This is a genomic window from Verrucomicrobiia bacterium (assembly GCA_035629335.1).
In the GTDB taxonomy this organism is placed as follows: Bacteria; Patescibacteriota; Saccharimonadia; order Saccharimonadales; family Saccharimonadaceae; genus DASUUR01.
The window spans coordinates 18,251-37,354 of the sequence record DASPIB010000017.1 but is presented as its reverse complement, the minus strand read 5'-3'; the positions used below and the strand labels follow the sequence as shown (position 1 = coordinate 37,354).

The window sequence follows — 19,104 nt, the reverse complement described above, 5'->3', positions numbered from 1 at the left end:
CTTTTTTTTTTTTCAGTGTAAACAGGTGATGCTGTAACAGCAGTTTTCCCTGTTCGCCGGGCGTGTTGACCGGACCTAGTTGCATCTGTTAGAAACTCATGTTCTACCTATTTATAAAATGTTACAGCTACATTGCAAGTTTTGACAAGTAGCTGTAACATTATTTAATAAAACTACCTCTGTTATTTCCTCAAAAGCGTTGTAATCTGCACATTTTCGCCCCTGTTACACTATCAAACCATTAAAAAAACTATTGACATACTTTAATCCATGCCCTATAATGGGGTTCAGTCAAGCAAAGGAACGCTGGCCGAATCACCTGAGCAAGTGATTGAATCAAAAACTGCTTACCCATATTAATTAAGGTGATCTCTCACTTGCCAAAGAGCGTAGCACTTAGCGGCCAAATGAGACACTTCCGCTTCAGGAAGGCAAACCGATACGCTAGAAATAACGTACTTGGCAAGCGTGAGATCATCACATAGTAAAGGTGTAAAAAACTATGCAATACGTTGACCTGAAAATTAAGCTAGACAATCTAGTCAATTATGCCTATCGGCAGGGCTATAAAGTCGAGACGCCAAAGCTGTTCGTTGATAATGTTTATGGCAATAAGCTGGCCTATTACCAGCATGGCCTTAATAAGATCGTTATGCATGAGCATTTTGTTGAAAATGCCAGCCCTGATGAGGTCGAACAGACGCTTATACATGAATTGGCTCACGCAATCGCAGAGCAGAATAATCAGACCGGAAAGGCTGTGTGGCATGGCCAAGCCTGGAAAGACATCAACGCGAAACTAGGCGGCAACGCTTCGCGTTACCACAAGGGCGGATATAGCAAGCCAGCGCCAGTCAAAAAGACTATGGCTGAGCTGTTCGCGGTCCAGCCTAAGCGCCCGGCTGATGACTGGGAGCGCGGGACCTTCAAACAATGGCTGACACGCGGCTATCATGTGCGGAAGGGTGAAAAGGGACAGCTCAGTGTTTGGACCTTCGTAGCTGATGAATATGAAACGGACGTTGACGGCAAAACAGCCAAAGGCGGCCGGGCGGCGGCAGTATATTTCACACCCGATCAAGTCGAACCTAACACACCGAAAGCGGAAGGCAAATAATATGATTGTTACTACTTACCACGCATTTACTGATTGTCGAGACGATTGGTTTGATACGGAAGCCGAAGCGAAGCAAGCAATTAAACAGTGGCGCTCAGAGGGTTACACCAATTTGCGAATCTATCAAGAGCAGTCAGACGATCAATTGGACGATCTGGTTGATGAAACTTGCATATTTTCAGAAGGGGACTTTCCTTACTGATATCGTGGCCGATGATTGTGAAGCCCTAAAACTAGACAATCCACCATTAAAATAAATACCGCTAAGCGGTGGGAAGGACAGAAATGTCTAACAATAAAACTAATCAGGCCGAGCCTAGCAAGCCAGCCAAAAAGTACGCAAAGACCAAGGGCGAACACTTCAAAGATATCGTGATCGCTGTCCTGGTAGCTTCAATCGTGGCTTTCGTGGCCGGTATGTATTTTGCAAACCAGCACCAGGCCGACATTGACAAGGCGGTGTCTGCTGTAGCTCCAAAAGCTGAAGCGGCTCCAACGGTAAAATAACGGCGGTGGCGCTGCCGACTGACCCAGCGCCAATAAATCCGCCGACCACACCAGTAACAGGTTGCGAAGCTGTTAGGCAGGAAGTGGCAAAATATCCCGACTGGGACGTGAATACCATGACTGCTATAGCTCAAGCCGAATCCGGCTGCCGCTATGACGCTACAGGTGATGGCCATTTAACATATCAAATTGACGGCCGGACTTATGGCTACTCCGTTTCTGTATTACAGGTTCGGATCCTGCCAGGTCGCGAGGGGTGCGACGCTCATGACATCAAAGTCAACGTCGAGTGCGCTCACCGTATCTGGAAGGGCCAAGGCTACGGCGCGTGGTCGGTTTACAATAGTGGGAAATATAGGCAATGGCTATGATGGCATACGAGAAGGGCATACCGCGCAAACCAATGCGCCAACAGATACGCAAAAGAAAAATACTAAAACCAAAATATAGGCGTCAACATGAGGTTGCTTAAGTGGGCCGCGATCTTCGGCTGGATAATCTTCTTTGACGCAATCCTATTCAATAGTATTTTATTAAACATAACTTTGGAGCTGATATGCAATTATATCCCTATCAAGAGCAGTACCTAGCCCGGCTTCCGGCCAGTTGCATTATGGCCGCAGACCTGGGGACAGGCAAAACTCTTATGAGCCTGGCACACTGGGAGCGGCAGAATACCGGCCGCAAGCTACTGATTGTGGCTCCAGCTTCAAAGATTCGAACTGGCGACTGGGAGAGCGAAGCCGTCCGGTGGTTTGGCCTGGCCATGCCAGACATCACCTATATTAGTTACGAGAGCTTACGCTTAAAGGACAAAGACACCAAGCGGCCGCGCCACTGGCAATTCACTGGCGCACGCAATGGCGGCACTATTTATGATGTTATTGCTGACGAGTGCCACGCGCTCAAGAATCCGCAGAGCAAGCAGAGCCGGGCCATACTTGAAATAAAGCAGAGCGGCGGCCTGTTTATTGGCCTATCAGGGACGCCAATGCCTAACGGCTGGATTGACTTCGCTGGCTACTCTAAATTGTTTGGCTTTACGAAAGGGATCACCGAGTTTAAGAATAAATATTGCCGAATCCAAGACTTTAAGGGCTTTCCTGAAATTATTGGCTATAACAATATTCCCCAGCTTGAGGGCCAGCTAAGGCGCACCGCCTATAAGCTATCACGCGAACAGGCCGCAGAGCTACCGAGCCGCCGCCTGATGGCCGTAAATATCACGTTGCCACAAAAGGACGCTAAGATCTATGCAACGTGTAAGGTGGCCCGCAAACACCCTAACACTGATGAATTGCTGGATAACTCTAGCCGCTTGCTCTCTGTTCTTAGGCAGTCAACCACAAATGGGCGGCTAGACCAGTTATTGTCAGTGGTCAACGACACTTCAGACAATATAGTGATATTTTACAATTACATATCCGAGCGCAAGGCGATCTTAAAAGCCCTGGCCAAGACCGACAAGCATATTATGCGCTATGACGGCGAGGAGCATGATGTTTTACCTACGGCCGACGCCAAGCTAGATAACACTGTCCTGGTCGCGCACTACAAGAGCGCCAGTACCGGCTTAAACCTTCAGTGGGCCAATGTAACGATATATTTCAGTCCGACATATTCTTACCAGGAGTTCGAACAAAGTATTGGCCGCACGCACCGGAACGGCCAGACCAAGAAGTGCCTGTATTACCTGTTCAATGTCAAAAATACGGTGGATCGGGATATTTGGCGCTGCTTGCGTGAAAAGCGAGATTTTAACGATAAATTATGGAAGGCGGAAGTATGACTATAAAAGCAGGGTTTGGCGGCAAGCCGACCACTATAAAACTGAGCTATCGAGCTACAGATACGCGCAATGCTGAGCTGTGGATCGAGCAAGAAGGCTTGAAGCAGGAAGGCCAGCGCTATGAGACTCTAGCCTATATATCTCTGGACGAGCTATTAGATTTGCAAGCCGAGATCAAAAAAACAATTGCCAGGATTGTAGCATAATGGCGCGCGTAGAAGAATTATACGAGCAAGCCGGGGTTATTCACACACATAACCCTAGTTGCCGAGTCTGTACGCCAATTGAAGGCTACAAAGGCATTACTGGGATCGTTATTACTGGCGTTAATAGTGTTTCGGTGGTTGAAGCCGATATAAAGGGGACAGATGATGCGTAAACAAGATTTAGGCAAAGAAGCTCAAGCGGCTCTTAAGTATTATCGCAAGAATCCGAACTCGCTTCAGTGGGTCGCGCTTGATGCTTTTAGGATTTGGTACCCCAAACAGTATTGGCTTGAAGATGGTACTGCCGGTATCGAGACAACGGTAATAGAGTTTCAGCTTAAGGAAGTCAAATGAATTATGCTGGCAAAACTTGGAAGGCGTTTACTAAGTGCCTGAAGTGGGCGCAAGAGGGCAAAACATTTATATATGTTCACCCTGAGTTCGTGGCCATTGATACTGAAACCTGGCTTAAGCTAAACAAGAAGCGCATAGATCATAAGATCGTTTATTTTGAAGAATATCAGGATTGGACGCCAGAAATGCAAGCCGAGCTGGACAAGATTAAAGCACCCAGACCGGACGGCCCTGATCTATTTAGGCAAGAATATTTATGTGATTGGCCAAAAGATAATAATTCAAAGGGGGAGTGATGACACAGCAAGAAGCCATAGACAAAATGATCGCCGGGGATAATATATTCCTGACTGGCGAGCCGGGAGCCGGTAAAACGTATACGCTTAACGAGTTCATACGCTGGGCGCGAAACTCCGGCAAGCGGATAGCAATTACAGCCAGCACCGGTATTGCCGCCAGCCATATTAACGGCCAGACAATCCATAGCTGGTCCGGACTGGGGATCCGCGACACTATTAACGACTGGGAAATTGATAAGATGAGCTTCAAGCCATATCTGCTTGAAAAATATAATGCTTGCGACATTTTGATTATTGATGAGATCTCAATGCTTCATGGCTCGCGGCTCGATATGGTAGATCGCGTGGCCCAATGGCTTCGGCGTACCAAAAAGCCCTTCGGTGGCCTACAAGTAATATTCGTAGGCGATCTATTCCAGTTGCCGCCGGTTACTAAAGGCTCAAGCCGGATTGACTATGTGCATCTGTCGGACGCCTGGAAGAGCGCAGAGCTGGAGACTTGCTACTTAACTGAGCAACACCGCCAGGGAGCTGATGATAATTTACTTAACGTGTTAAGAGAAATGCGGGCCGGTAAGCTAACGGTCGAGTCAAGACAGCGCCTTGCGAGCCGCAAGCTACCACCTGATGATGAGCGTATAACCCGGCTCTATACTCACAACGTAGATGTAGATGCTCTGAATCGGCAGCGCTTATTGCAATTGCCAGGCGAGACGCGGCGCTTCCAGATGATAACTAGCGGCGATAAATACAAGATTGCGGCCATGAAGCGTAGCCTGTTAGTGCCTGAAGTGCTAGAGCTTAAAGTCGGCGCCGAAGTGATGTTTTGCGCCAATAATTTTAATGAAGGCTTCGTCAACGGTACGCGGGGCCGGGTGATCCGGTTCCGAGATAATGGCCAGCCGGTGGTCCACACTACTGACGGTGATGACATCGCGGTCCACGAACATAGCTGGAAGACTTACAGCGACAATGGCCGCCGCGTGATAGCCGAAGTCTCACAATACCCCTTGCGCTTGGCCTGGGCCGTTACGGTCCACAAGAGCCAGGGCATGAGCCTGGATTCTGCCCTGATTGATCTGAGCCAGGCATTTACGCCAGGCATGGGCTATGTAGCCCTGAGTCGCGTTCGAAGTCTTGACGGTCTATATTTAGCTGGCCTAAACGAACAGGCCCTAACTATGGATCAGGATATTGCTAAGTTCGATAAACAATTGAAAGGAGTCGCATGAGAAAACTATTGCGGGGCATACTTCGCAAGATATTACCTAAGCATAAAGATTGGAGATAATTATGCAAAAGGAAGGCAAACCAGTAAACGAAGATCAGAAGTGTAAAAACTGTGGTCATACCCGGCGAAGGCATACCGTTTTTAGTGGCTGCCTTGACTGCCCTGATAATATAGTATGTGAAGGGTTTGTGGAGTGAGTATCCTTGAATTAATCAAGGATCTCGAAGATCCATTAAAGCAGCACGTTCCGGTACAGCGCGCCGAACTTGCTGTTATATTAAAAGCGCTAATAGAGGTAATGGACTGATGGAAGCAAGCAGAATTAGTCTTGGTGGGAAGATATACGATCTAAATCATTTAAATAAAACCAAGAAAACTAATTTGCGGCGCAAGCTAATAATTGAATACATACAATCAAAGCCAGCCGGAGAATATATCAAGACCGGAGAATTACAGCGCGTAGGTCAGTTTAGTACCAGCGCTAATGCTCACTCCTTCGTAAAGCGTATGATCCGCGATGGCGTCATCATGAAGCACGAAGGCGACAAGCCTAGGAGTATATATTATTCGGTGGTTGGATCCGTCCGGGTTAAGAAACCGGCTAATAGCGAGCCGTCGAATCTAGACCCTGAAGTCGTTGAGGGTAGACATAACCCAGATATTAACGGCTTCGTAGCTGATATGCAAAAGCTAGGTGTGAAGTTCACGATCACGATTACCAATGAAAATGTTGTAAAAGAAGCCTAAAGAAACTATTGACATATTTTAATATATTTGATAGGCTTAAGAGGTTCAGCAAGGAACGCTAAACAGAAAGGTGGTCGAGGGTGAAAAAAATCGAAGTCAAACACATTCCATCTACTCACAAGATCAAAGTTCGCGTGAAGTAATGGACCACGCGCTGCTAGAAATCGGCTTGCCGGTTAAATGTAGGACTTGCGGAAAGCGCGGCTTCGTTAAACCCGGCACCGACCACGACGGCTGGTGGCGCATCAAGCTCCTGGGTAAATCCAAATGGTATTGCCCGGACGACGCGCCAAAGGGCCAAGCGATGCATCAAAGCATTGAAGATCGCTACCGGACCCCGGAGCCAGTCGCGGAGTCGCCAAGCGTCGAAGAAGAACTTTATAAATTATTAGATTAAGGAGAGATATGACCGCAAACCAATCAACGCAATTAGTAAAGAATCCGAACACCAAAAAGGCGGTGGCGGCTTTACGCAAATATGCCAAGCTGGAAATGCAGCTCAAGGCCGCCGAGAAGGAAGCCAAAGAAGCTACCGAAACTATCAAACAGGCCATGATAGACGCCAATGTGCCTAAGATCGAGTTCGATCCAGAGCTAACCGGGATTACAGGCTACATCACCCTGGCGTCGCGCACCAATTATAAAGTTACTGATCCGGACGAGCTTGATGACCAGTTCAAAAAGCTGGCTCCTGACACCGAGAAAATCAAGGCCCAGCATACGCTTACTGGCGAGTTGCCAGCCGGTGTTGTTACTACCGAAACTCAGTACATCACTAAGAAGATAGAGCTGGCAGAATAATGTCGGACACTGGACGCCACTCACCACGCGAAGCCGAAACCTCGATAGGTATAGCAGTTCTGGCTATACTAGCTATTGCTGCGATACTTTTGGTTATTTTTGGAATCCGACTGGCCTGGCTTAATTGGACACCTTGCAGTTGGCATAATGTTAAAGACGCGCCGGTTCGGTGCATAAACGAAAGGGTTGATATGGCGGAAGCTAAATACACACTTAAACTCTACACCGGCGTTGGCTCCGGCGTATACAAGCATGGCACCATCGTTAAGGTCGTGGACGGCAAGCCTGTCGTTGTAGGCCATTTTGACGACCAGAGCGGCAAGGACTACCCTGGCACCGTTCAGATCGAAGAGGTTAAGCAATGACCATCGAGCAAGCCAAAAAACTTCAATGGGGAGCCCGGCTAAAGCCGACACCTCACCAGCGCAGTACGTTTAAGCGGCGCGCTATGGTTGATGGTATTTTTCTTGGCCTGGACAGAGAAAAGCGTGCCATTAAAGTTGTCAAACAAGGCTGTACTACGCCCGAAGCCTGGGCGCCTGTATTCTGGCGTCCAAAAATAGAAGTAATTTAAGAAGGAGAGCTAAATGTTTATTCGCAGGAAAAACTACAATCAAATTATTAAGCGCCTGGACCATCTGGAGCGCCAAACTAAAACGCATGGCGAGTTTTTGCACCGGGACTACTCTAAGCTACGCTCTGACAATGATCGCCTTAAGGCGCTCGAAGACACAATTGGCCAAGATGCCCCAAGCGTCATGGACAGTATGTTGGCTCATTATTTTGCGGGCTTTGCTGGTCGTGTATCAGCTAAAGGCAATCTTAAAAGACTTACGCTTATTGAAAAGGTCGAACAGATCATGGACCATCTGGACCTAGTCGAAAGACACACCCAGGCCAGCGTCAAGCTCGCTAAAAAGCCTGAGCCAGCAAAACGTAAAGCAGTCAAGAAGGGCGGTAAAAAATAATGGCAACCTTTTATCCCGAAGATGACGATCTAGATCTAGAGCGCGAGCTTGAACGGGCTGACGAAGCGTTAGATATGATGGCTCGCGATATGCGTGCTGGCGAAGAGCGCAGACACCGTTTGCGTAAGCAAATAGCCAAAAAACAGCTTGATCCACTAGTAGCTAAGGCAATAGAGCTTGCTCACCAGTCCGGCCAGCTCTTAGGGGCAAACGAAGGTCTTGGCCGTAAGATTGAAAACCTGGTCAAGCGTATCGAAGTCCGCGATCAAGAGATCGAGCGGACCGCGGATCGTGATGACTGGAAGGCTCGCGCTCTAACGGCTGAAGCTACTATTGAGAGAAGTAAAAAGCGAAGGAGAAAGTAATAATATGGCCCGATTAATATTTGTGCTGGGACACCCCGGCACCGGCAAGTCTACCAGCTTGCACAAACTGAAAAACGACGAGGTCGCCTATATTACGGCTACCGGCAAGGAGCTACCGTTTCGCAATAGCATCAAGGCTCATACCGTTAAAAGTATGGAAGAGGTGGTTAAGATGATCCAGGCCGCCAAAAAGCCTATTGTCGTTATTGATGACGTCAATTACCTATTTACTAAAGAAGTCTTTGGCGCATCGGAAAAGACCGACAAGTGGGACGTCTATGATAAGATCTCGAAGGACTTTTATAAGATTGTCCAGGCAATTTTGAATAAAGACACCGAGCAAAACTTCTACCTGTTCGGCCACTTGGAAGACCTGGAGTCTAAAACCCTGGCGCTTAAGACGTTGGGCCAGGCTACACGCAAAAACAATAATCCGGAAGGCTGGACCAATATTGTATTCCAATCTGCGGTCGAGCTGGACGAGTTCGTCTTTAAGGTCAAAACTGACGGTACCGGCGTAAAGTCGCCAATGGATATGTTTGATGCGGCTACCGTTCCTAATGACCTTAAGGTCGTAAATGATAAAATTAATGCTTACTATAAGGGGGATAAAAAATAAATGGCAGGATTATTTGACGACATAATTGATAACGTAGGCGAGCCGTTCAAGGGCGGCAAAGGCTTCGAATACGGCACGCATGAAGTGATTATCGGTGAAGTGGAAGCTACCGAAAAGGACGTTAAAGCCACTAAAGGCGCTCCAATCATCAATATTACCGTTGCGGATCCAGATGACGGCGACAAGACCGCTATCTGTACTCTGTACTTCCATACCGAGGGCGGCGCTCAGATGGCCGTTGCTAAGGTACTAGGTATTCTGGTCCATAATGTCGGTGAAGAGAAGAAAGACACCGTCCGCAATCTGGGCCGCAAGCTGTTCGCTGACATCAAAGATCTAGCTGAAGCGCGCGACGTGGCTGCCAAGTTACTTACTGACAAAATGATCGGTAAAAAAGCCTTCCTAGTCGCGGAGCCACAGGGCAAATATAAAACTACCAGCTATGGCGACATCTGGCACTACGCGGCCAAGCCACAAGGCGAGCCGGAAGATGAAGCTCAAAAGGTTGCTAAAGATGTAGGCGGCTCAGTGGTTGATAACTCTGACTTGCCAGACGACCTGGATATTTAGCATGGCGGAGAAGAAACGAAAACGCCAAACTCAAGCTGGCTTCATCGGGGTCAATCTTGCAAAGGGTGGCGACATGACTATATTTAACAGGCTGGAAAAAGAAGTTCAATCTGATCCGGAGCTGGACCGCAGTAAAGTGGTCCGGCTGGCGCTTAAAGAATACTTCGAACGGCGTGATGCTCAAGGCCAGGAAGAGTTTAAAAAGAAGGTTCAAAAAGAACTGAATAAATAGGGGGCGGTATGGCCGAGAGGGTACGGTCGCTTGCCTATCAGACAGAGCAACGCCGGTATAACTTTATCCGGATCTGGCAGAAACGCTATGCTCATATGCTGGCTCGTCAACGCGGAGTGGCGAGCCATCAGAGCAACGGCGCTAAGGGCAAGCCAATTTGCACACAAGAAGAGTTCATAGCCTGGTGTAAGGACTTTCAAAATCTAAATGTTTTCATAACACTTTATTTTGACTGGGCAGCTAACGGATTCAATCGCTGGGATTCACCCAGTATTGACCGTATAGATCCAAAAAAAGGGTATACTTTAGATAATATCCAGTGGCTCAGTTTTGCTGACAACTGCGAGAAAAACGATAAGGACCCTATTACTCACAGGACTATGATAAATGGCTGAATTAGGTAAAAAACGCAATCCGGGCATCTTAGGATATGACCCGGCCAAGGCTGGCAAAGACCGAGCTGTCGTCCAATACCACTGTCCGCATTGCTGGTTTGCTCATCGAAATAAAAGCGTGCTAGGGCGGCACATTAAACAGGAACACTGGGATCTAGCGCAAGCAAGCTAGTCGCATACCACAGATATAGTGTCGTGCAAAAGCATTAGCGCAGGGGTAGAATAGAGGGTACCAATGGCAGAAGACGAGAAAGACATAGCGAAGAAGTCGGCTGAAGAGCTTACTAACACCGAGCAAAAAATGTCGCTTAAACAGCGTCAGGCTCAGTTAATTAAGCAAAAATATCGAATAGTCCGATTCAGGGGCGCGGTCCTGTACCGAGCCAACGAGGGCTGGGAGCCGCTATCTTATGATGAGTTTGCCCGGATCTGCTATACCGTTCATGGTGCTGGCATACGCCAAACCCAGATCAAAGACCTTCAACACTTATTTTTTACTAGCTCCGAAGATCTCACTAAATATGCTCACTATATAGCCATGCCTAATGGCCGAGTTTGGAATATGAAAACGCTCAAGTTTACGACCAGAGTAGCGGCCGAAGACTGCGTCTATACTACGGCAGTCAATCCAACAGATGGCAATTCACACCGGGAGTGGCTAGAAGAAGTTACGCTTGGCGACTCTGATCTGGCCGACGATATTATTAAAGCAATCGCGCCAATATTTATGCATAAAAAGCCGTTCGGCGTGTTCTGGTTTTTGGGCAACGGCGCTAACGGTAAATCAACCACGCTAAAGGCGCTGTACGCTATATTCGGCTCCGAAGCGCCGTACACGCACAATCGCTGGTTTAGCCAGCTTACGGTCCGGCAGATCGAAGACGAGCGCGATACGCCAATGATTAACGGCAAGCTAGGCAATGTCTGCCTGGAGTCCAACGACGGCCACGTCAAAGACACTGGCGGCTATAAGAATCTGGCCGAGCATAGCACTTTTAACGTCCACAAGTTTAACAGCCAAGACGGTGTTCAGGTAGACGGCAACGTCCACACGATCTTCAACGCCAATAATATTCCTACCTTTGCCGACAAAACCCAGGGTGTCCGGCGCCGCACCTTCACTATTCCATTTAAGGCGTCATTTCCGCAAGACAGTACCTTCGATGAAAGACTTTTTGCCAAAGAGAACTTTTTATCAGACCTGTTAGGCGAAATACTTGAAACGACAGTAGCTATCAAAAAAGCTAGCTACAGCTACGACTTCAGCGAGCAAACCCTGAAAGCCAAGGAAGACTATGACGAAGAGGTCAACACCGCCGAGACTTACTTCGAAGAGCTGGTTGCTACTGATATCTGGGGCTTCACAAACTTTACCGAGCTGGCTAAGGACTATCAGCGCTGGTGCGACGAGCGAAGCTATACGGCCCTAGGCAAAAAAGCCATCGCGCACGCCGCTAAAATTATGGAGTTTGAGCGCGCGTCCTTCCGACAAGACGGTAAACTAATTACTAGGTACGTCCATAATGGCTGGAATCCGGAAGATCTGACAGAGCTACATCAGCGCTGGGGTATGTTCCAAAAGGCCGGCAGCGATATTGAATTAAGCGTCAAAGAAGATACTATTGATAATACATACCAACAGTTAATGGCGAATCTTTAATGGCTAGTCTAAAAACCAGATTTGAAGAAATAATACACCTTGACTGGGGTGAGTTTATCGCTCTGGAGCAAGACAAAGGGGCCAGCGTGGACGACGTGGTACTCTGTTCCCTGGTCCGGGTCTGTGCCGACACTGATGACATTGCCGCTATAAAGCTGGCCTTCGACCGCATTGATGGCCTACAAGATACACTTATCGAGATCAAAGTTCCTAAGTTTTACACCCGGTATGTAAACGCTAAGGAGATCGAGCAAGGTCCGAAGCAAATAGAAGCCCCTGAAGGCGCTAAAGCCAGCGAACCGGCTAGTTATGACCCTGCGACCGCAAAACTGCGCGAGACGCTAAAGGAAATGCGTAAGATGCCGCGTGATGTGATCCGGGTAGTCAAACTTTATAAAAAGCGAATTGAAGACGGTAAGCCAGTCGAGCATAAGCCAAAGGTGAAGTCGGTGATCGTGGCTAATTTACTCAAGCACGTTACTAAGGGCCGGTTCCGGGCCATCGAGCTAGTATTCGATCAGATTGATGGTAAGCTGCCAAAGGCCATTAATTTGCTTGGCGGCGATGATGTTTATGTGGACGACTATACCGAACTGGTGGCCCCTTCGCACGCCCAGTTAGACGAAAAAGGCGTTTACTATGCGGAGAATAAAGCCATGACTGCTGGCTGGCTGCGCGGCTTCGCTCAAAGTCAGAAGGGGCTGGAGATCCTGGCCGAAGGACTGGATAATGACTGAGCGGCAATTACAATCTAAGATTATCAAATACCTTAAGGGAAAGGGGTGTTATGTCATCAAAACAGGGGGAGTCGGTACACCAGATGGTTGCCCGGACATTATTGCTCTATGCGGTGGTCTGTGGTTTGCGCTTGAAGTTAAAGGTAGTGCGCGTTCTAAATATCAACCCCTTCAGAAAATTACGCTTGAAAGGCTTAATAATTGGTCTTACGCTAAAGTGGTATATCCTGAGAATTGGCCAGAAATTAAAGAAGAACTGGAATTAATGCTGTGAGGTGGCTTCGATTTTTATTACCTAGCTGTCCAAACGAAGATGACGGTAAACTACACTTTGACCACTATGAATTAATGGGCCAAGTGTCTATTTGGAAATGTGATAGTTGCGGGGAGCTTTGGTTTTGATTACCTGGCATGACGTCATACAGGGCAGTCCTGCCTGGAAACTGCTGCGAAAGGGCCTGTGGACCGGCTCAACGGCCATTAGGCTGCTCCAGGGCAAGCAATTGCTGCCAGACTCAGATTGGAGCGGCAACGACGCCACAAGGCGTGGCCACGCGCTAGAAGTGGCGGCAATTCGTGAATATGAGCGCAAGTATCGAGTTAAAGTCCAGCGCCCAGGCTTTGTAACAAATAGCGTCTATCCGAACGCCGGCTACAGTCCGGACGGTATTGACCGGGCCTGGCTGCTTGAGTGCAAGGCGCTAATTGAAATGCGCCACAAGGGGCTTATATCTGATAAAATGCCACTCTCAGATCTTCAGGGCATTATCGCCAGTAAAATACCGCTTCAGTATAAGGTCCAGATATTTTTCGGTATGATTATCACCGGCAAGCGTAAGGCGCGGCTGTTGGCTTTCAATCCTGACATCGTGGATCAGGAGCAATTAATTGTCGTGGAGATCGGTTATGACCGTCTAATAGGCGACAATATCCGGCGCAAGCTGCGGCTTGATATGAAAAAGCGCCAATCTGTTACGACTGACGCTTTGGCTTAAGTTTTCTTAGTATTGCGGCGCTTGGTAGCTCTTCAAAAAAAAGCTCAAACGGTATTGTCTTGCTAATAAAACTACTCCTATTTAGCATATCCATTATACCACTTATCTTGCACCCTATCTTAGACCCCTACTTGCACCCTATTGACAGCTACCCCTGTTACTGCTATAATTGCAGCAGTGGTCGCCCCTTCGAATATCAGCGTTCCAAAATTGCTATTCTCTTGAGGGGCGGCTTTATTTTTGCAAACAAAAAGCCCCTCTTTAGGTGAGGGGCGGCTGTCAGGTGAGTATATTCCCTGTTTTTTCAACGACTTTTGTTTTAGATACGTTACCCTGTTTGAGAGATTCCGCAAAGGTGGAGTTTAGTTAAAGGTACAATACTCGAAATAATTTAAGCATAACCATTAGAGTTATGCTATACTGACTTTGTGAGTTGGCGTCTTGTAAAGGCGTTTTAAAACAAACAAAAAAGACCGCTATGCGAGGGCGGTCTTTTTTTATGAGTCAGATTATCCGCGAGAAACAACGCGCGAGTCGCCATCACCGGCCGTTCCGCCGCCGGCTTTACCAGCCAGGGTAGATAGACCGATTCCGTTCAAGGCACCAGCGATGCCTTCTGCGATAGTTACGTCAGTAACGCCTAGGACTTGATCGAGCGCACCTACTACCGCACCTACGATGAGCGCGACTATGATTGTTACCGCACCATTGACGGCCGGCACAAACATTTTAATTATCTGGGTGATGGCTACCACTACCAGACCGATAAATATTACTGCTTCCATAGATTCTCCTTTACTTATTTAAGAACGGAAAGAACTCTTTTATTTTAGCAATAAATGCATTTATTTGCGCTAGTGCTGCTTCGATAGCTGTAAGCCGTTTATCTTGAGCTTCATCGCGCGGCGAAACAGGAGCTTCGGGCGGGATCAAAAGATTGGCCTTTTGAACATCATCGCCACAGCTAGTAGCCATGAACTGGCTATGTAGGTATCGAGTCAGGCCAGGGTACATAGTGTCTAGCTCTTTAAGCACGTCCAAAACGCTGTTTTTGGTATCGGGATTAGTGTCCACGTCTGGATCAATTTCAATACCAATCTTATCGTTACCCTGCGGCCCGGCGTGGTAGGCGCGATTTTTCAGGCTAACATTTTGGATCTTGCGCTTGCCACTAATAGTAATGTGCGGCGCGGTCGTGTTTTCTTTGCCAAAATGATTAAGACTGGATTGAAGCGTATCGCGGCCATCAGTCCCTAGGTCATGAAGCACTACGCCAGTAGGTTTGGCAGGGAAGTTGCCGACTTCATAGTTACTAGGGTGAGCAGGGATAACTTCGGTAATAGTTTTAAGCTCTTTTTCAAAGGTAGGAATTGGCTCTGGTTTTGGTACCGGAATTGGCTTAGCTGGGGTTAGGTCCTGCAAGCCAGTAGTGTCGGCGCCACCATGAAAAGCGCCAGAGTAGAAGTAGTTGCCGGAAGTACCGACAAACCAAATGTCGTTACCGTTGACCATTTCACCTTTAACAAAGCCCTTGAAGTTCCAAGGATCTGTATCAAATGGCTCTTCCTTGATAAGTGTCCCTGCGGCCGTTGAAGGCGCTGAACGGCGGTTTACGCCATCAGGGTTAGAGAGTCGGCGCTGATGTGGCTCTAGGCCAGCTCTAGGATCTGCGGCGGGGGTAGGCGTAGGTGCTGGCTTAGGCTGATATGCGCCAGCTAGCCACTCGGCAGGAGCTTTAAAGCGAGAGAAGGAAGTAGGATAGATGCCTTCATCATTGATGTCCCAGTGGCAATGATCGCCAGTAGACAGGCCAGTAGACCCAGCGTAAGCAACGATATCGCCTTCTTGAACAGAGCCATTTTGACGAGCAAAAGCGTTATTGTGCATCTTACGGTGCATAAACTGGCCGTCAAAAATACAAACCATATTACCACCAGTAGGAGAAACAACATTGGTCAAGACGCCGCTAATAGGGGCGTAAACAGGCCGGCCTTTTGGGACGGCATAATCTACGCCAGAGTGTCGGCCAAACTTAGCATAAGAGTCAGGTACGCCAAACTCAGTGGTTATTGTGTAGGGTGCATTTACTGGTCGCCTGGGCATAATTATCTCCTTATGCTTGATTTACTCGCATTATAGTCCTATCGCCTTTAATAGTCCACCGACCACCGGTAACTGGTTGAGCGTGGTGCTATCATCTTCTGGGGGCGGATTGTTGGTCGTATTGTTCGTGGTGTTATTGGTAGTATTGTTAGTTACAGAGGGGGAAGTAGTGGCTCCAGGGACGCCAATATTGCTAGGTTGCCGACTCTGAGGTAGGGTCATGCTGGGACTACTAACGCCGCTATCTTGAAGCTGTTGCTGCAAGATATTAATCTGATTCTGGTAATACTCGATCTGCTGATTAATATCGGTAGGCTGAGGGTAGATCTTATAGATGTTACTCTCGCGGCAAACAGTTTTTTGTATGCCGTATTTCACATGAAAATCTATACAAAACGCCATCTTGTAGGTGCCAGGCGTATGCCTGAAGTCGCTAGCACGCAATACCTTGTTTTCGCAGTCAGTTCGAATACTGCCGCCAATTTCTTTAGCAAAGACCTTAGTTTGGGTGCCGCGTGGATCCACATCGCGATAAATATAGACGGTCAGGGCGCCATCATAGGTGTAGTTTTCTTGATGCTCGCGGCAGACCTTAAAATATACGTCTTCGCCAGCACGCGAGTTCTGAACGTCAAATGCGGTGTAGTTAATATAATTAGAGGGGTCGGAGTTTTCGACTCGCCATTTATCAATCTGGACCGCCAAAACGCCAAAGAGAATAGCCAGCGTTACTACTGGCAAGGCACGCACTAAAAACACCTTCATTACGTTGACTATAACTTGGCCGGTTTTACGCATTATCTTTTCCCCCTAAAGATGCTTTTAATAATATCCGCGATCTGATCCGGGCTAAGCCCTACAGCCACCCCTAATAGGCCGGCTGGTACCCAGATTGGAATATCAGATGTAGGGGTTAGCTGATCTACCACCACGACTACAACCACCGCAATAATGGCCACGATCTGTAGAATACGAGCATAGTTATCGAGTACGACTTCTTGCTGAACTTGTTTTTTATTTTTAGCTTTCTTTGCCATAGCGCTGTACCACCTTGAATAATTCGTATTTGACTAGTAAACCACATACGAATCCTGCGGTGAAAGCGATTATGATAAAAATTAGCTCTTCCATAGTTTTAGTATGCGCCCTGTACGGTGATTTGACTGTTAGATTTCAGGCTAATCACGACCTAATACCACTATCTCACTTTCAGAGGCAAACGTACCACCTGCAATAGTGTTTATTTGAATGCTAGTAGCCTGTTCGTTTTTGGCCCACTGATTATAAAACAGGCCAGGCACCTGCCAGGCGCTAGGACTATAAGCCGTATAATACCCATTAATAAATGATAGCTTAGGCTGACCTACTTTATTAGTAATCTCAATATGGCCATTATAGCGATCACCAGGAGAGAGGTTATTGATATCCATATAATGGGCGTTTTGGCCGGTGTCATGACCGCGAACAGGGCCAGCGCTGTCTGGCTGGGAATAAGTGTCAGAATAGCTATTAGTGCTATCGTTGTTATAGCGCATTAACTGCCGAAGTACGGCTGTTTGCGCCACGGTAAATACCATTACTTTTAAGAAGTTACGAGGGGGGAAGTTAACGCTAAAATTAGTAACGCCAGCTAGTAATTTAGTGCGACCAATTTCTTCAAAGAAAAATGGAGTTTGTTCAACCGTTAGCGGATAACGGTTATAAATCCTGTTATTAAGCACATCATAGCCGCTTTGAGTGATAGAGGTAATTGTTGAGCCATTTGTAACGACCTTAGCTAAGCGCATACGGCCGGCAGCTAGAGTAAAGCCAGTAGTAGCGCCATTGGCGACTTCTGTGTAATAAAGGGTGCCGGTACTATCAATATCAACGTAGGTGTCGCGGTTAGCGATATAGGCGCGGTTAGCTACGCCAGTCTTGGTGCGGCGAAGGCCGCTCATGTAATAAACAATATTAGAGAAACTGGCGGTCAAAAGGCTAACCAGAGCGATGACACCGCCTGAAGCTACAAAATTATTAGGAGTTAATTCGCTAGGCTTATAAAACTCGTCGAGAGAGGTAGTTAGGAGCTTGCCATCGTCCTGATGCGCGGCCCCTAAAATATTAGCGAGGTTGTTAGCGTACTCGGTGATTGGTCGAATTATAATAATGTCGCCGACGTCGCTGCCGTTATCGGTGTAGCCTGGCGCGATCTGGTCAATCTCAAGATCGCTGCCGTCCACATGGCCGAAAAAGTCCACCGCAGTATCTTCGGAAATAACGGTTATCTCTTCGCTAGTTACTGGATCAATAAAGGTGTGAGGTGTACCCATGCTGCCAGCAAACTTGGCCGGTATGCCCTGGACGGTGTTTACTTCAATAGTGGAAGCGCCGCCAGACCGGGCCGTCTGGACGGTAGCAACGCTGGCATTACCGGATCCATCACTTGCTTTAAGATAGGCGATTGATTGCATAGCTTAATAATATAACAAAAGAGGGCTAACTGGTAGCCCTCTTATGCTTTTTTGACCGCTAGGGTTAGGAGTTTGAACGCTCCAGGGTAGCGATGGCTTTAGCCTTCAGTCCGAAGACGAAGACGTCGCCGCGAGCGCGAAGCTGCAACTCGGAGCCACCATGACCCGGTACGTCCTTGATGAGCTTCATGCCACTTCCGGTAGCAGGATCCATCTTAGGAGTAACGCGGACCACAGCGCGCTTGTCGGCAACCACGATATCCATATTCGCAGGGAACAGGGTATCTTCGGTTTCGACAACGACCACGCCGTCTAACTGGCCCAGAACACCGTTTTTACCGGCGGTGTAGCCAAGATCAGAGCCATCGAAGGTCGTAATCAGGGCCTTTAGGGTGTCAGAGAAGGCGTAAGGTACCCAGGCAATGCTATTGTCAGGGGTGCCGCCACCACGCTTAACCTTAGTTACGGTGTTGAAGAACTTGAGCTTGATGCTATCGGTCGAGCTATTCCAGAAGACCTTATTAGCGACTGGACGAGCAGCGATAATTTTGGTCAGGGCATAAGCGTCGAAGTCTGGGATAAACTTCTCGTAAACCCAAGTTTTGGCGAACTTACTGGCCAGAGACGCAATAGGAGTATCTTGCTCCAAAGTGTCCTGAATACGCAGGAACTTGTATTTGTTGTAGGCCAGGGTCATGTCCTGCTTATCAGTTTCGGCCAGGGTTACAGTTTGTGAAATTGCTGTTTCGTCGTAAGTACCGAGCGAACCACCGCTAATATCGTAGTTCAACAGACGAACAGTCTGGGCAGACGTAAAGTCTACACCGTTAGCGTTTAAATGACGAGCAACATAGGACTTCTTCTCGATAGGGACATCGAGGATCGAAGCGGTCTTAATACCGTATTGAGATGGCATAAAGCAATCCTTTCAAAATCTAAATTAAATTATTTGTCTC

The 19,104-nt window shown here is 47.8% G+C and carries 30 protein-coding genes; 24 read left to right on the top strand and 6 right to left on the bottom strand.

Features of this window, described 5'->3' with window-relative positions:
* Positions 1-502 precede the first annotated feature (502 nt).
* From VD907_07135 to VD907_07020, 24 genes are all read left to right on the top strand, one after another.
* On the top strand, positions 503-1,117 hold the full coding sequence (locus tag VD907_07135; GenBank protein HYG84619.1) for a SprT-like domain-containing protein: 615 nt from the start codon (positions 503-505) through the stop codon (positions 1,115-1,117).
* 1 nt (position 1,118) lies between these two features.
* Positions 1,119-1,319 (top strand): hypothetical protein, encoded by a 201-nt coding sequence (locus tag VD907_07130; GenBank protein ID HYG84618.1) that lies wholly within the window; start codon positions 1,119-1,121, stop codon positions 1,317-1,319.
* Positions 1,320-1,402: 83 nt separating this feature from the next.
* Complete coding sequence (locus VD907_07125) at positions 1,403-1,624, top strand: hypothetical protein (GenBank protein HYG84617.1); 222 nt, start codon at positions 1,403-1,405, stop codon at positions 1,622-1,624.
* 556 nt (positions 1,625-2,180) lie between these two features.
* Positions 2,181-3,413, top strand: coding sequence for a DEAD/DEAH box helicase (locus VD907_07120; GenBank protein ID HYG84616.1), 1,233 nt, complete (start codon positions 2,181-2,183; stop codon positions 3,411-3,413).
* A complete protein-coding gene (locus VD907_07115) occupies positions 3,410-3,619 on the top strand; it encodes a hypothetical protein (protein ID HYG84615.1) in 210 nt (69 codons plus the stop codon). The genes VD907_07120 and VD907_07115 overlap by 4 nt, the downstream gene beginning before the upstream one ends.
* Positions 3,619-3,792 (top strand): hypothetical protein, encoded by a 174-nt coding sequence (locus VD907_07110; GenBank protein HYG84614.1) that lies wholly within the window; start codon positions 3,619-3,621, stop codon positions 3,790-3,792. The genes VD907_07115 and VD907_07110 overlap by 1 nt, the downstream gene beginning before the upstream one ends.
* On the top strand, positions 3,782-3,973 hold the full coding sequence (locus VD907_07105; GenBank protein ID HYG84613.1) for a hypothetical protein: 192 nt from the start codon (positions 3,782-3,784) through the stop codon (positions 3,971-3,973). Before VD907_07110 ends, VD907_07105 begins: the two co-directional genes overlap by 11 nt.
* Entirely contained in the window at positions 3,970-4,269 is a 300-nt protein-coding gene (locus tag VD907_07100) for a hypothetical protein (protein HYG84612.1), read from the top strand. Before VD907_07105 ends, VD907_07100 begins: the two co-directional genes overlap by 4 nt.
* The gene (locus VD907_07095; protein ID HYG84611.1) at positions 4,269-5,504 is read left to right on the top strand and encodes a PIF1 family DEAD/DEAH box helicase; all 1,236 of its coding nucleotides are present in this window, start codon (positions 4,269-4,271) and stop codon (positions 5,502-5,504) included. The genes VD907_07100 and VD907_07095 overlap by 1 nt, the downstream gene beginning before the upstream one ends.
* Before the next feature lie 305 nt (positions 5,505-5,809).
* On the top strand, positions 5,810-6,250 hold the full coding sequence (locus VD907_07090; protein HYG84610.1) for a hypothetical protein: 441 nt from the start codon (positions 5,810-5,812) through the stop codon (positions 6,248-6,250).
* A 142-nt stretch (positions 6,251-6,392) separates the two neighbouring features.
* A complete protein-coding gene (locus tag VD907_07085; protein HYG84609.1) occupies positions 6,393-6,647 on the top strand; it encodes a hypothetical protein in 255 nt (84 codons plus the stop codon).
* Between the two features lie 8 nt (positions 6,648-6,655).
* A complete protein-coding gene (locus VD907_07080; protein HYG84608.1) occupies positions 6,656-7,051 on the top strand; it encodes a hypothetical protein in 396 nt (131 codons plus the stop codon).
* A complete protein-coding gene (locus tag VD907_07075) occupies positions 7,051-7,416 on the top strand; it encodes a hypothetical protein (GenBank protein ID HYG84607.1) in 366 nt (121 codons plus the stop codon). Before VD907_07080 ends, VD907_07075 begins: the two co-directional genes overlap by 1 nt.
* Entirely contained in the window at positions 7,413-7,625 is a 213-nt protein-coding gene (locus tag VD907_07070; GenBank protein HYG84606.1) for a hypothetical protein, read from the top strand. Before VD907_07075 ends, VD907_07070 begins: the two co-directional genes overlap by 4 nt.
* A 13-nt stretch (positions 7,626-7,638) precedes the next feature.
* On the top strand, positions 7,639-8,019 hold the full coding sequence (locus VD907_07065; GenBank protein HYG84605.1) for a hypothetical protein: 381 nt from the start codon (positions 7,639-7,641) through the stop codon (positions 8,017-8,019).
* On the top strand, positions 8,019-8,384 hold the full coding sequence (locus VD907_07060; GenBank protein HYG84604.1) for a hypothetical protein: 366 nt from the start codon (positions 8,019-8,021) through the stop codon (positions 8,382-8,384). The genes VD907_07065 and VD907_07060 overlap by 1 nt, the downstream gene beginning before the upstream one ends.
* Positions 8,385-8,388: 4 nt before the next feature.
* Entirely contained in the window at positions 8,389-9,003 is a 615-nt protein-coding gene (locus VD907_07055; GenBank protein ID HYG84603.1) for an AAA family ATPase, read from the top strand.
* Positions 9,004-9,573, top strand: coding sequence for a hypothetical protein (locus tag VD907_07050; protein HYG84602.1), 570 nt, complete (start codon positions 9,004-9,006; stop codon positions 9,571-9,573).
* 1 nt (position 9,574) lies between these two features.
* Positions 9,575-9,805 (top strand): hypothetical protein, encoded by a 231-nt coding sequence (locus VD907_07045; protein ID HYG84601.1) that lies wholly within the window; start codon positions 9,575-9,577, stop codon positions 9,803-9,805.
* Positions 9,806-9,813: 8 nt separating this feature from the next.
* Positions 9,814-10,200 carry a hypothetical protein gene (locus tag VD907_07040; GenBank protein ID HYG84600.1) on the top strand — a complete coding sequence of 129 codons (387 nt, stop codon included), beginning with the start codon at positions 9,814-9,816 and terminating at the stop codon, positions 10,198-10,200.
* Between the two features lie 235 nt (positions 10,201-10,435).
* Positions 10,436-11,860 carry a DUF5906 domain-containing protein gene (locus VD907_07035; GenBank protein ID HYG84599.1) on the top strand — a complete coding sequence of 475 codons (1,425 nt, stop codon included), beginning with the start codon at positions 10,436-10,438 and terminating at the stop codon, positions 11,858-11,860.
* Positions 11,860-12,597 carry a hypothetical protein gene (locus tag VD907_07030; protein ID HYG84598.1) on the top strand — a complete coding sequence of 246 codons (738 nt, stop codon included), beginning with the start codon at positions 11,860-11,862 and terminating at the stop codon, positions 12,595-12,597. Before VD907_07035 ends, VD907_07030 begins: the two co-directional genes overlap by 1 nt.
* Complete coding sequence (locus tag VD907_07025; GenBank protein HYG84597.1) at positions 12,590-12,871, top strand: hypothetical protein; 282 nt, start codon at positions 12,590-12,592, stop codon at positions 12,869-12,871. Before VD907_07030 ends, VD907_07025 begins: the two co-directional genes overlap by 8 nt.
* A gap of 124 nt (positions 12,872-12,995) precedes the next feature.
* Entirely contained in the window at positions 12,996-13,592 is a 597-nt protein-coding gene (locus tag VD907_07020) for a YqaJ viral recombinase family protein (GenBank protein ID HYG84596.1), read from the top strand.
* 509 nt (positions 13,593-14,101) lie between these two features.
* Here VD907_07020 and VD907_07015 read toward each other — a convergent pair.
* From VD907_07015 to VD907_06990, 6 genes are all read right to left on the bottom strand, one after another.
* Positions 14,102-14,377, bottom strand: a complete 276-nt coding sequence (locus VD907_07015; protein ID HYG84595.1) for a hypothetical protein — start codon at positions 14,375-14,377, stop codon at positions 14,102-14,104.
* A gap of 10 nt (positions 14,378-14,387) precedes the next feature.
* The gene (locus VD907_07010) at positions 14,388-15,695 is read right to left on the bottom strand and encodes a peptidoglycan DD-metalloendopeptidase family protein (GenBank protein HYG84594.1); all 1,308 of its coding nucleotides are present in this window, start codon (positions 15,693-15,695) and stop codon (positions 14,388-14,390) included.
* A 30-nt stretch (positions 15,696-15,725) separates the two neighbouring features.
* Entirely contained in the window at positions 15,726-16,493 is a 768-nt protein-coding gene (locus VD907_07005; protein ID HYG84593.1) for a hypothetical protein, read from the bottom strand.
* A complete protein-coding gene (locus VD907_07000) occupies positions 16,493-16,732 on the bottom strand; it encodes a hypothetical protein (GenBank protein HYG84592.1) in 240 nt (79 codons plus the stop codon). Before VD907_07000 ends, VD907_07005 begins: the two co-directional genes overlap by 1 nt.
* Before the next feature lie 141 nt (positions 16,733-16,873).
* Positions 16,874-18,148, bottom strand: coding sequence for a hypothetical protein (locus VD907_06995; protein ID HYG84591.1), 1,275 nt, complete (start codon positions 18,146-18,148; stop codon positions 16,874-16,876).
* A 64-nt stretch (positions 18,149-18,212) separates the two neighbouring features.
* The gene (locus VD907_06990; protein HYG84590.1) at positions 18,213-19,064 is read right to left on the bottom strand and encodes a hypothetical protein; all 852 of its coding nucleotides are present in this window, start codon (positions 19,062-19,064) and stop codon (positions 18,213-18,215) included.
* Positions 19,065-19,104 lie beyond the last annotated feature (40 nt).

Excerpts from the sequence above, each read along its gene's own strand:
- VD907_07035 (HYG84599.1), top strand. The coding sequence starts at position 10,436 with ATGGCAGAAGACGAGAAAGACATAGCGAAGAAGTCGGCTGAAGAGCTT.
- VD907_07030 (HYG84598.1), top strand. The coding sequence starts at position 11,860 with ATGGCTAGTCTAAAAACCAGATTTGAAGAAATAATACACCTTGACTGG.
- VD907_07130 (HYG84618.1), top strand. The coding sequence starts at position 1,119 with ATGATTGTTACTACTTACCACGCATTTACTGATTGTCGAGACGATTGG.
- VD907_07090 (HYG84610.1), top strand. The coding sequence starts at position 5,810 with ATGGAAGCAAGCAGAATTAGTCTTGGTGGGAAGATATACGATCTAAAT.
- VD907_07070 (HYG84606.1), top strand. The coding sequence starts at position 7,413 with ATGACCATCGAGCAAGCCAAAAAACTTCAATGGGGAGCCCGGCTAAAG.
- VD907_07085 (HYG84609.1), top strand. The coding sequence starts at position 6,393 with ATGGACCACGCGCTGCTAGAAATCGGCTTGCCGGTTAAATGTAGGACT.
- VD907_07015 (HYG84595.1), bottom strand. The coding sequence starts at position 14,377 with ATGGAAGCAGTAATATTTATCGGTCTGGTAGTGGTAGCCATCACCCAG.
- VD907_07105 (HYG84613.1), top strand. The coding sequence starts at position 3,782 with ATGATGCGTAAACAAGATTTAGGCAAAGAAGCTCAAGCGGCTCTTAAG.
- VD907_07000 (HYG84592.1), bottom strand. The coding sequence starts at position 16,732 with ATGGCAAAGAAAGCTAAAAATAAAAAACAAGTTCAGCAAGAAGTCGTA.
- VD907_07010 (HYG84594.1), bottom strand. The coding sequence starts at position 15,695 with ATGCCCAGGCGACCAGTAAATGCACCCTACACAATAACCACTGAGTTT.
- VD907_06995 (HYG84591.1), bottom strand. The coding sequence starts at position 18,148 with ATGCAATCAATCGCCTATCTTAAAGCAAGTGATGGATCCGGTAATGCC.
- VD907_07115 (HYG84615.1), top strand. The coding sequence starts at position 3,410 with ATGACTATAAAAGCAGGGTTTGGCGGCAAGCCGACCACTATAAAACTG.
- VD907_07120 (HYG84616.1), top strand. The coding sequence starts at position 2,181 with ATGCAATTATATCCCTATCAAGAGCAGTACCTAGCCCGGCTTCCGGCC.
- VD907_07125 (HYG84617.1), top strand. The coding sequence starts at position 1,403 with ATGTCTAACAATAAAACTAATCAGGCCGAGCCTAGCAAGCCAGCCAAA.
- VD907_07060 (HYG84604.1), top strand. The coding sequence starts at position 8,019 with ATGGCAACCTTTTATCCCGAAGATGACGATCTAGATCTAGAGCGCGAG.
- VD907_07040 (HYG84600.1), top strand. The coding sequence starts at position 9,814 with ATGGCCGAGAGGGTACGGTCGCTTGCCTATCAGACAGAGCAACGCCGG.
- VD907_07135 (HYG84619.1), top strand. The coding sequence starts at position 503 with ATGCAATACGTTGACCTGAAAATTAAGCTAGACAATCTAGTCAATTAT.
- VD907_07005 (HYG84593.1), bottom strand. The coding sequence starts at position 16,493 with ATGCGTAAAACCGGCCAAGTTATAGTCAACGTAATGAAGGTGTTTTTA.
- VD907_07045 (HYG84601.1), top strand. The coding sequence starts at position 9,575 with ATGGCGGAGAAGAAACGAAAACGCCAAACTCAAGCTGGCTTCATCGGG.
- VD907_07050 (HYG84602.1), top strand. The coding sequence starts at position 9,004 with ATGGCAGGATTATTTGACGACATAATTGATAACGTAGGCGAGCCGTTC.
- VD907_06990 (HYG84590.1), bottom strand. The coding sequence starts at position 19,064 with ATGCCATCTCAATACGGTATTAAGACCGCTTCGATCCTCGATGTCCCT.
- VD907_07075 (HYG84607.1), top strand. The coding sequence starts at position 7,051 with ATGTCGGACACTGGACGCCACTCACCACGCGAAGCCGAAACCTCGATA.
- VD907_07110 (HYG84614.1), top strand. The coding sequence starts at position 3,619 with ATGGCGCGCGTAGAAGAATTATACGAGCAAGCCGGGGTTATTCACACA.
- VD907_07055 (HYG84603.1), top strand. The coding sequence starts at position 8,389 with ATGGCCCGATTAATATTTGTGCTGGGACACCCCGGCACCGGCAAGTCT.
- VD907_07095 (HYG84611.1), top strand. The coding sequence starts at position 4,269 with ATGACACAGCAAGAAGCCATAGACAAAATGATCGCCGGGGATAATATA.
- VD907_07065 (HYG84605.1), top strand. The coding sequence starts at position 7,639 with ATGTTTATTCGCAGGAAAAACTACAATCAAATTATTAAGCGCCTGGAC.
- VD907_07100 (HYG84612.1), top strand. The coding sequence starts at position 3,970 with ATGAATTATGCTGGCAAAACTTGGAAGGCGTTTACTAAGTGCCTGAAG.
- VD907_07080 (HYG84608.1), top strand. The coding sequence starts at position 6,656 with ATGACCGCAAACCAATCAACGCAATTAGTAAAGAATCCGAACACCAAA.
- VD907_07025 (HYG84597.1), top strand. The coding sequence starts at position 12,590 with ATGACTGAGCGGCAATTACAATCTAAGATTATCAAATACCTTAAGGGA.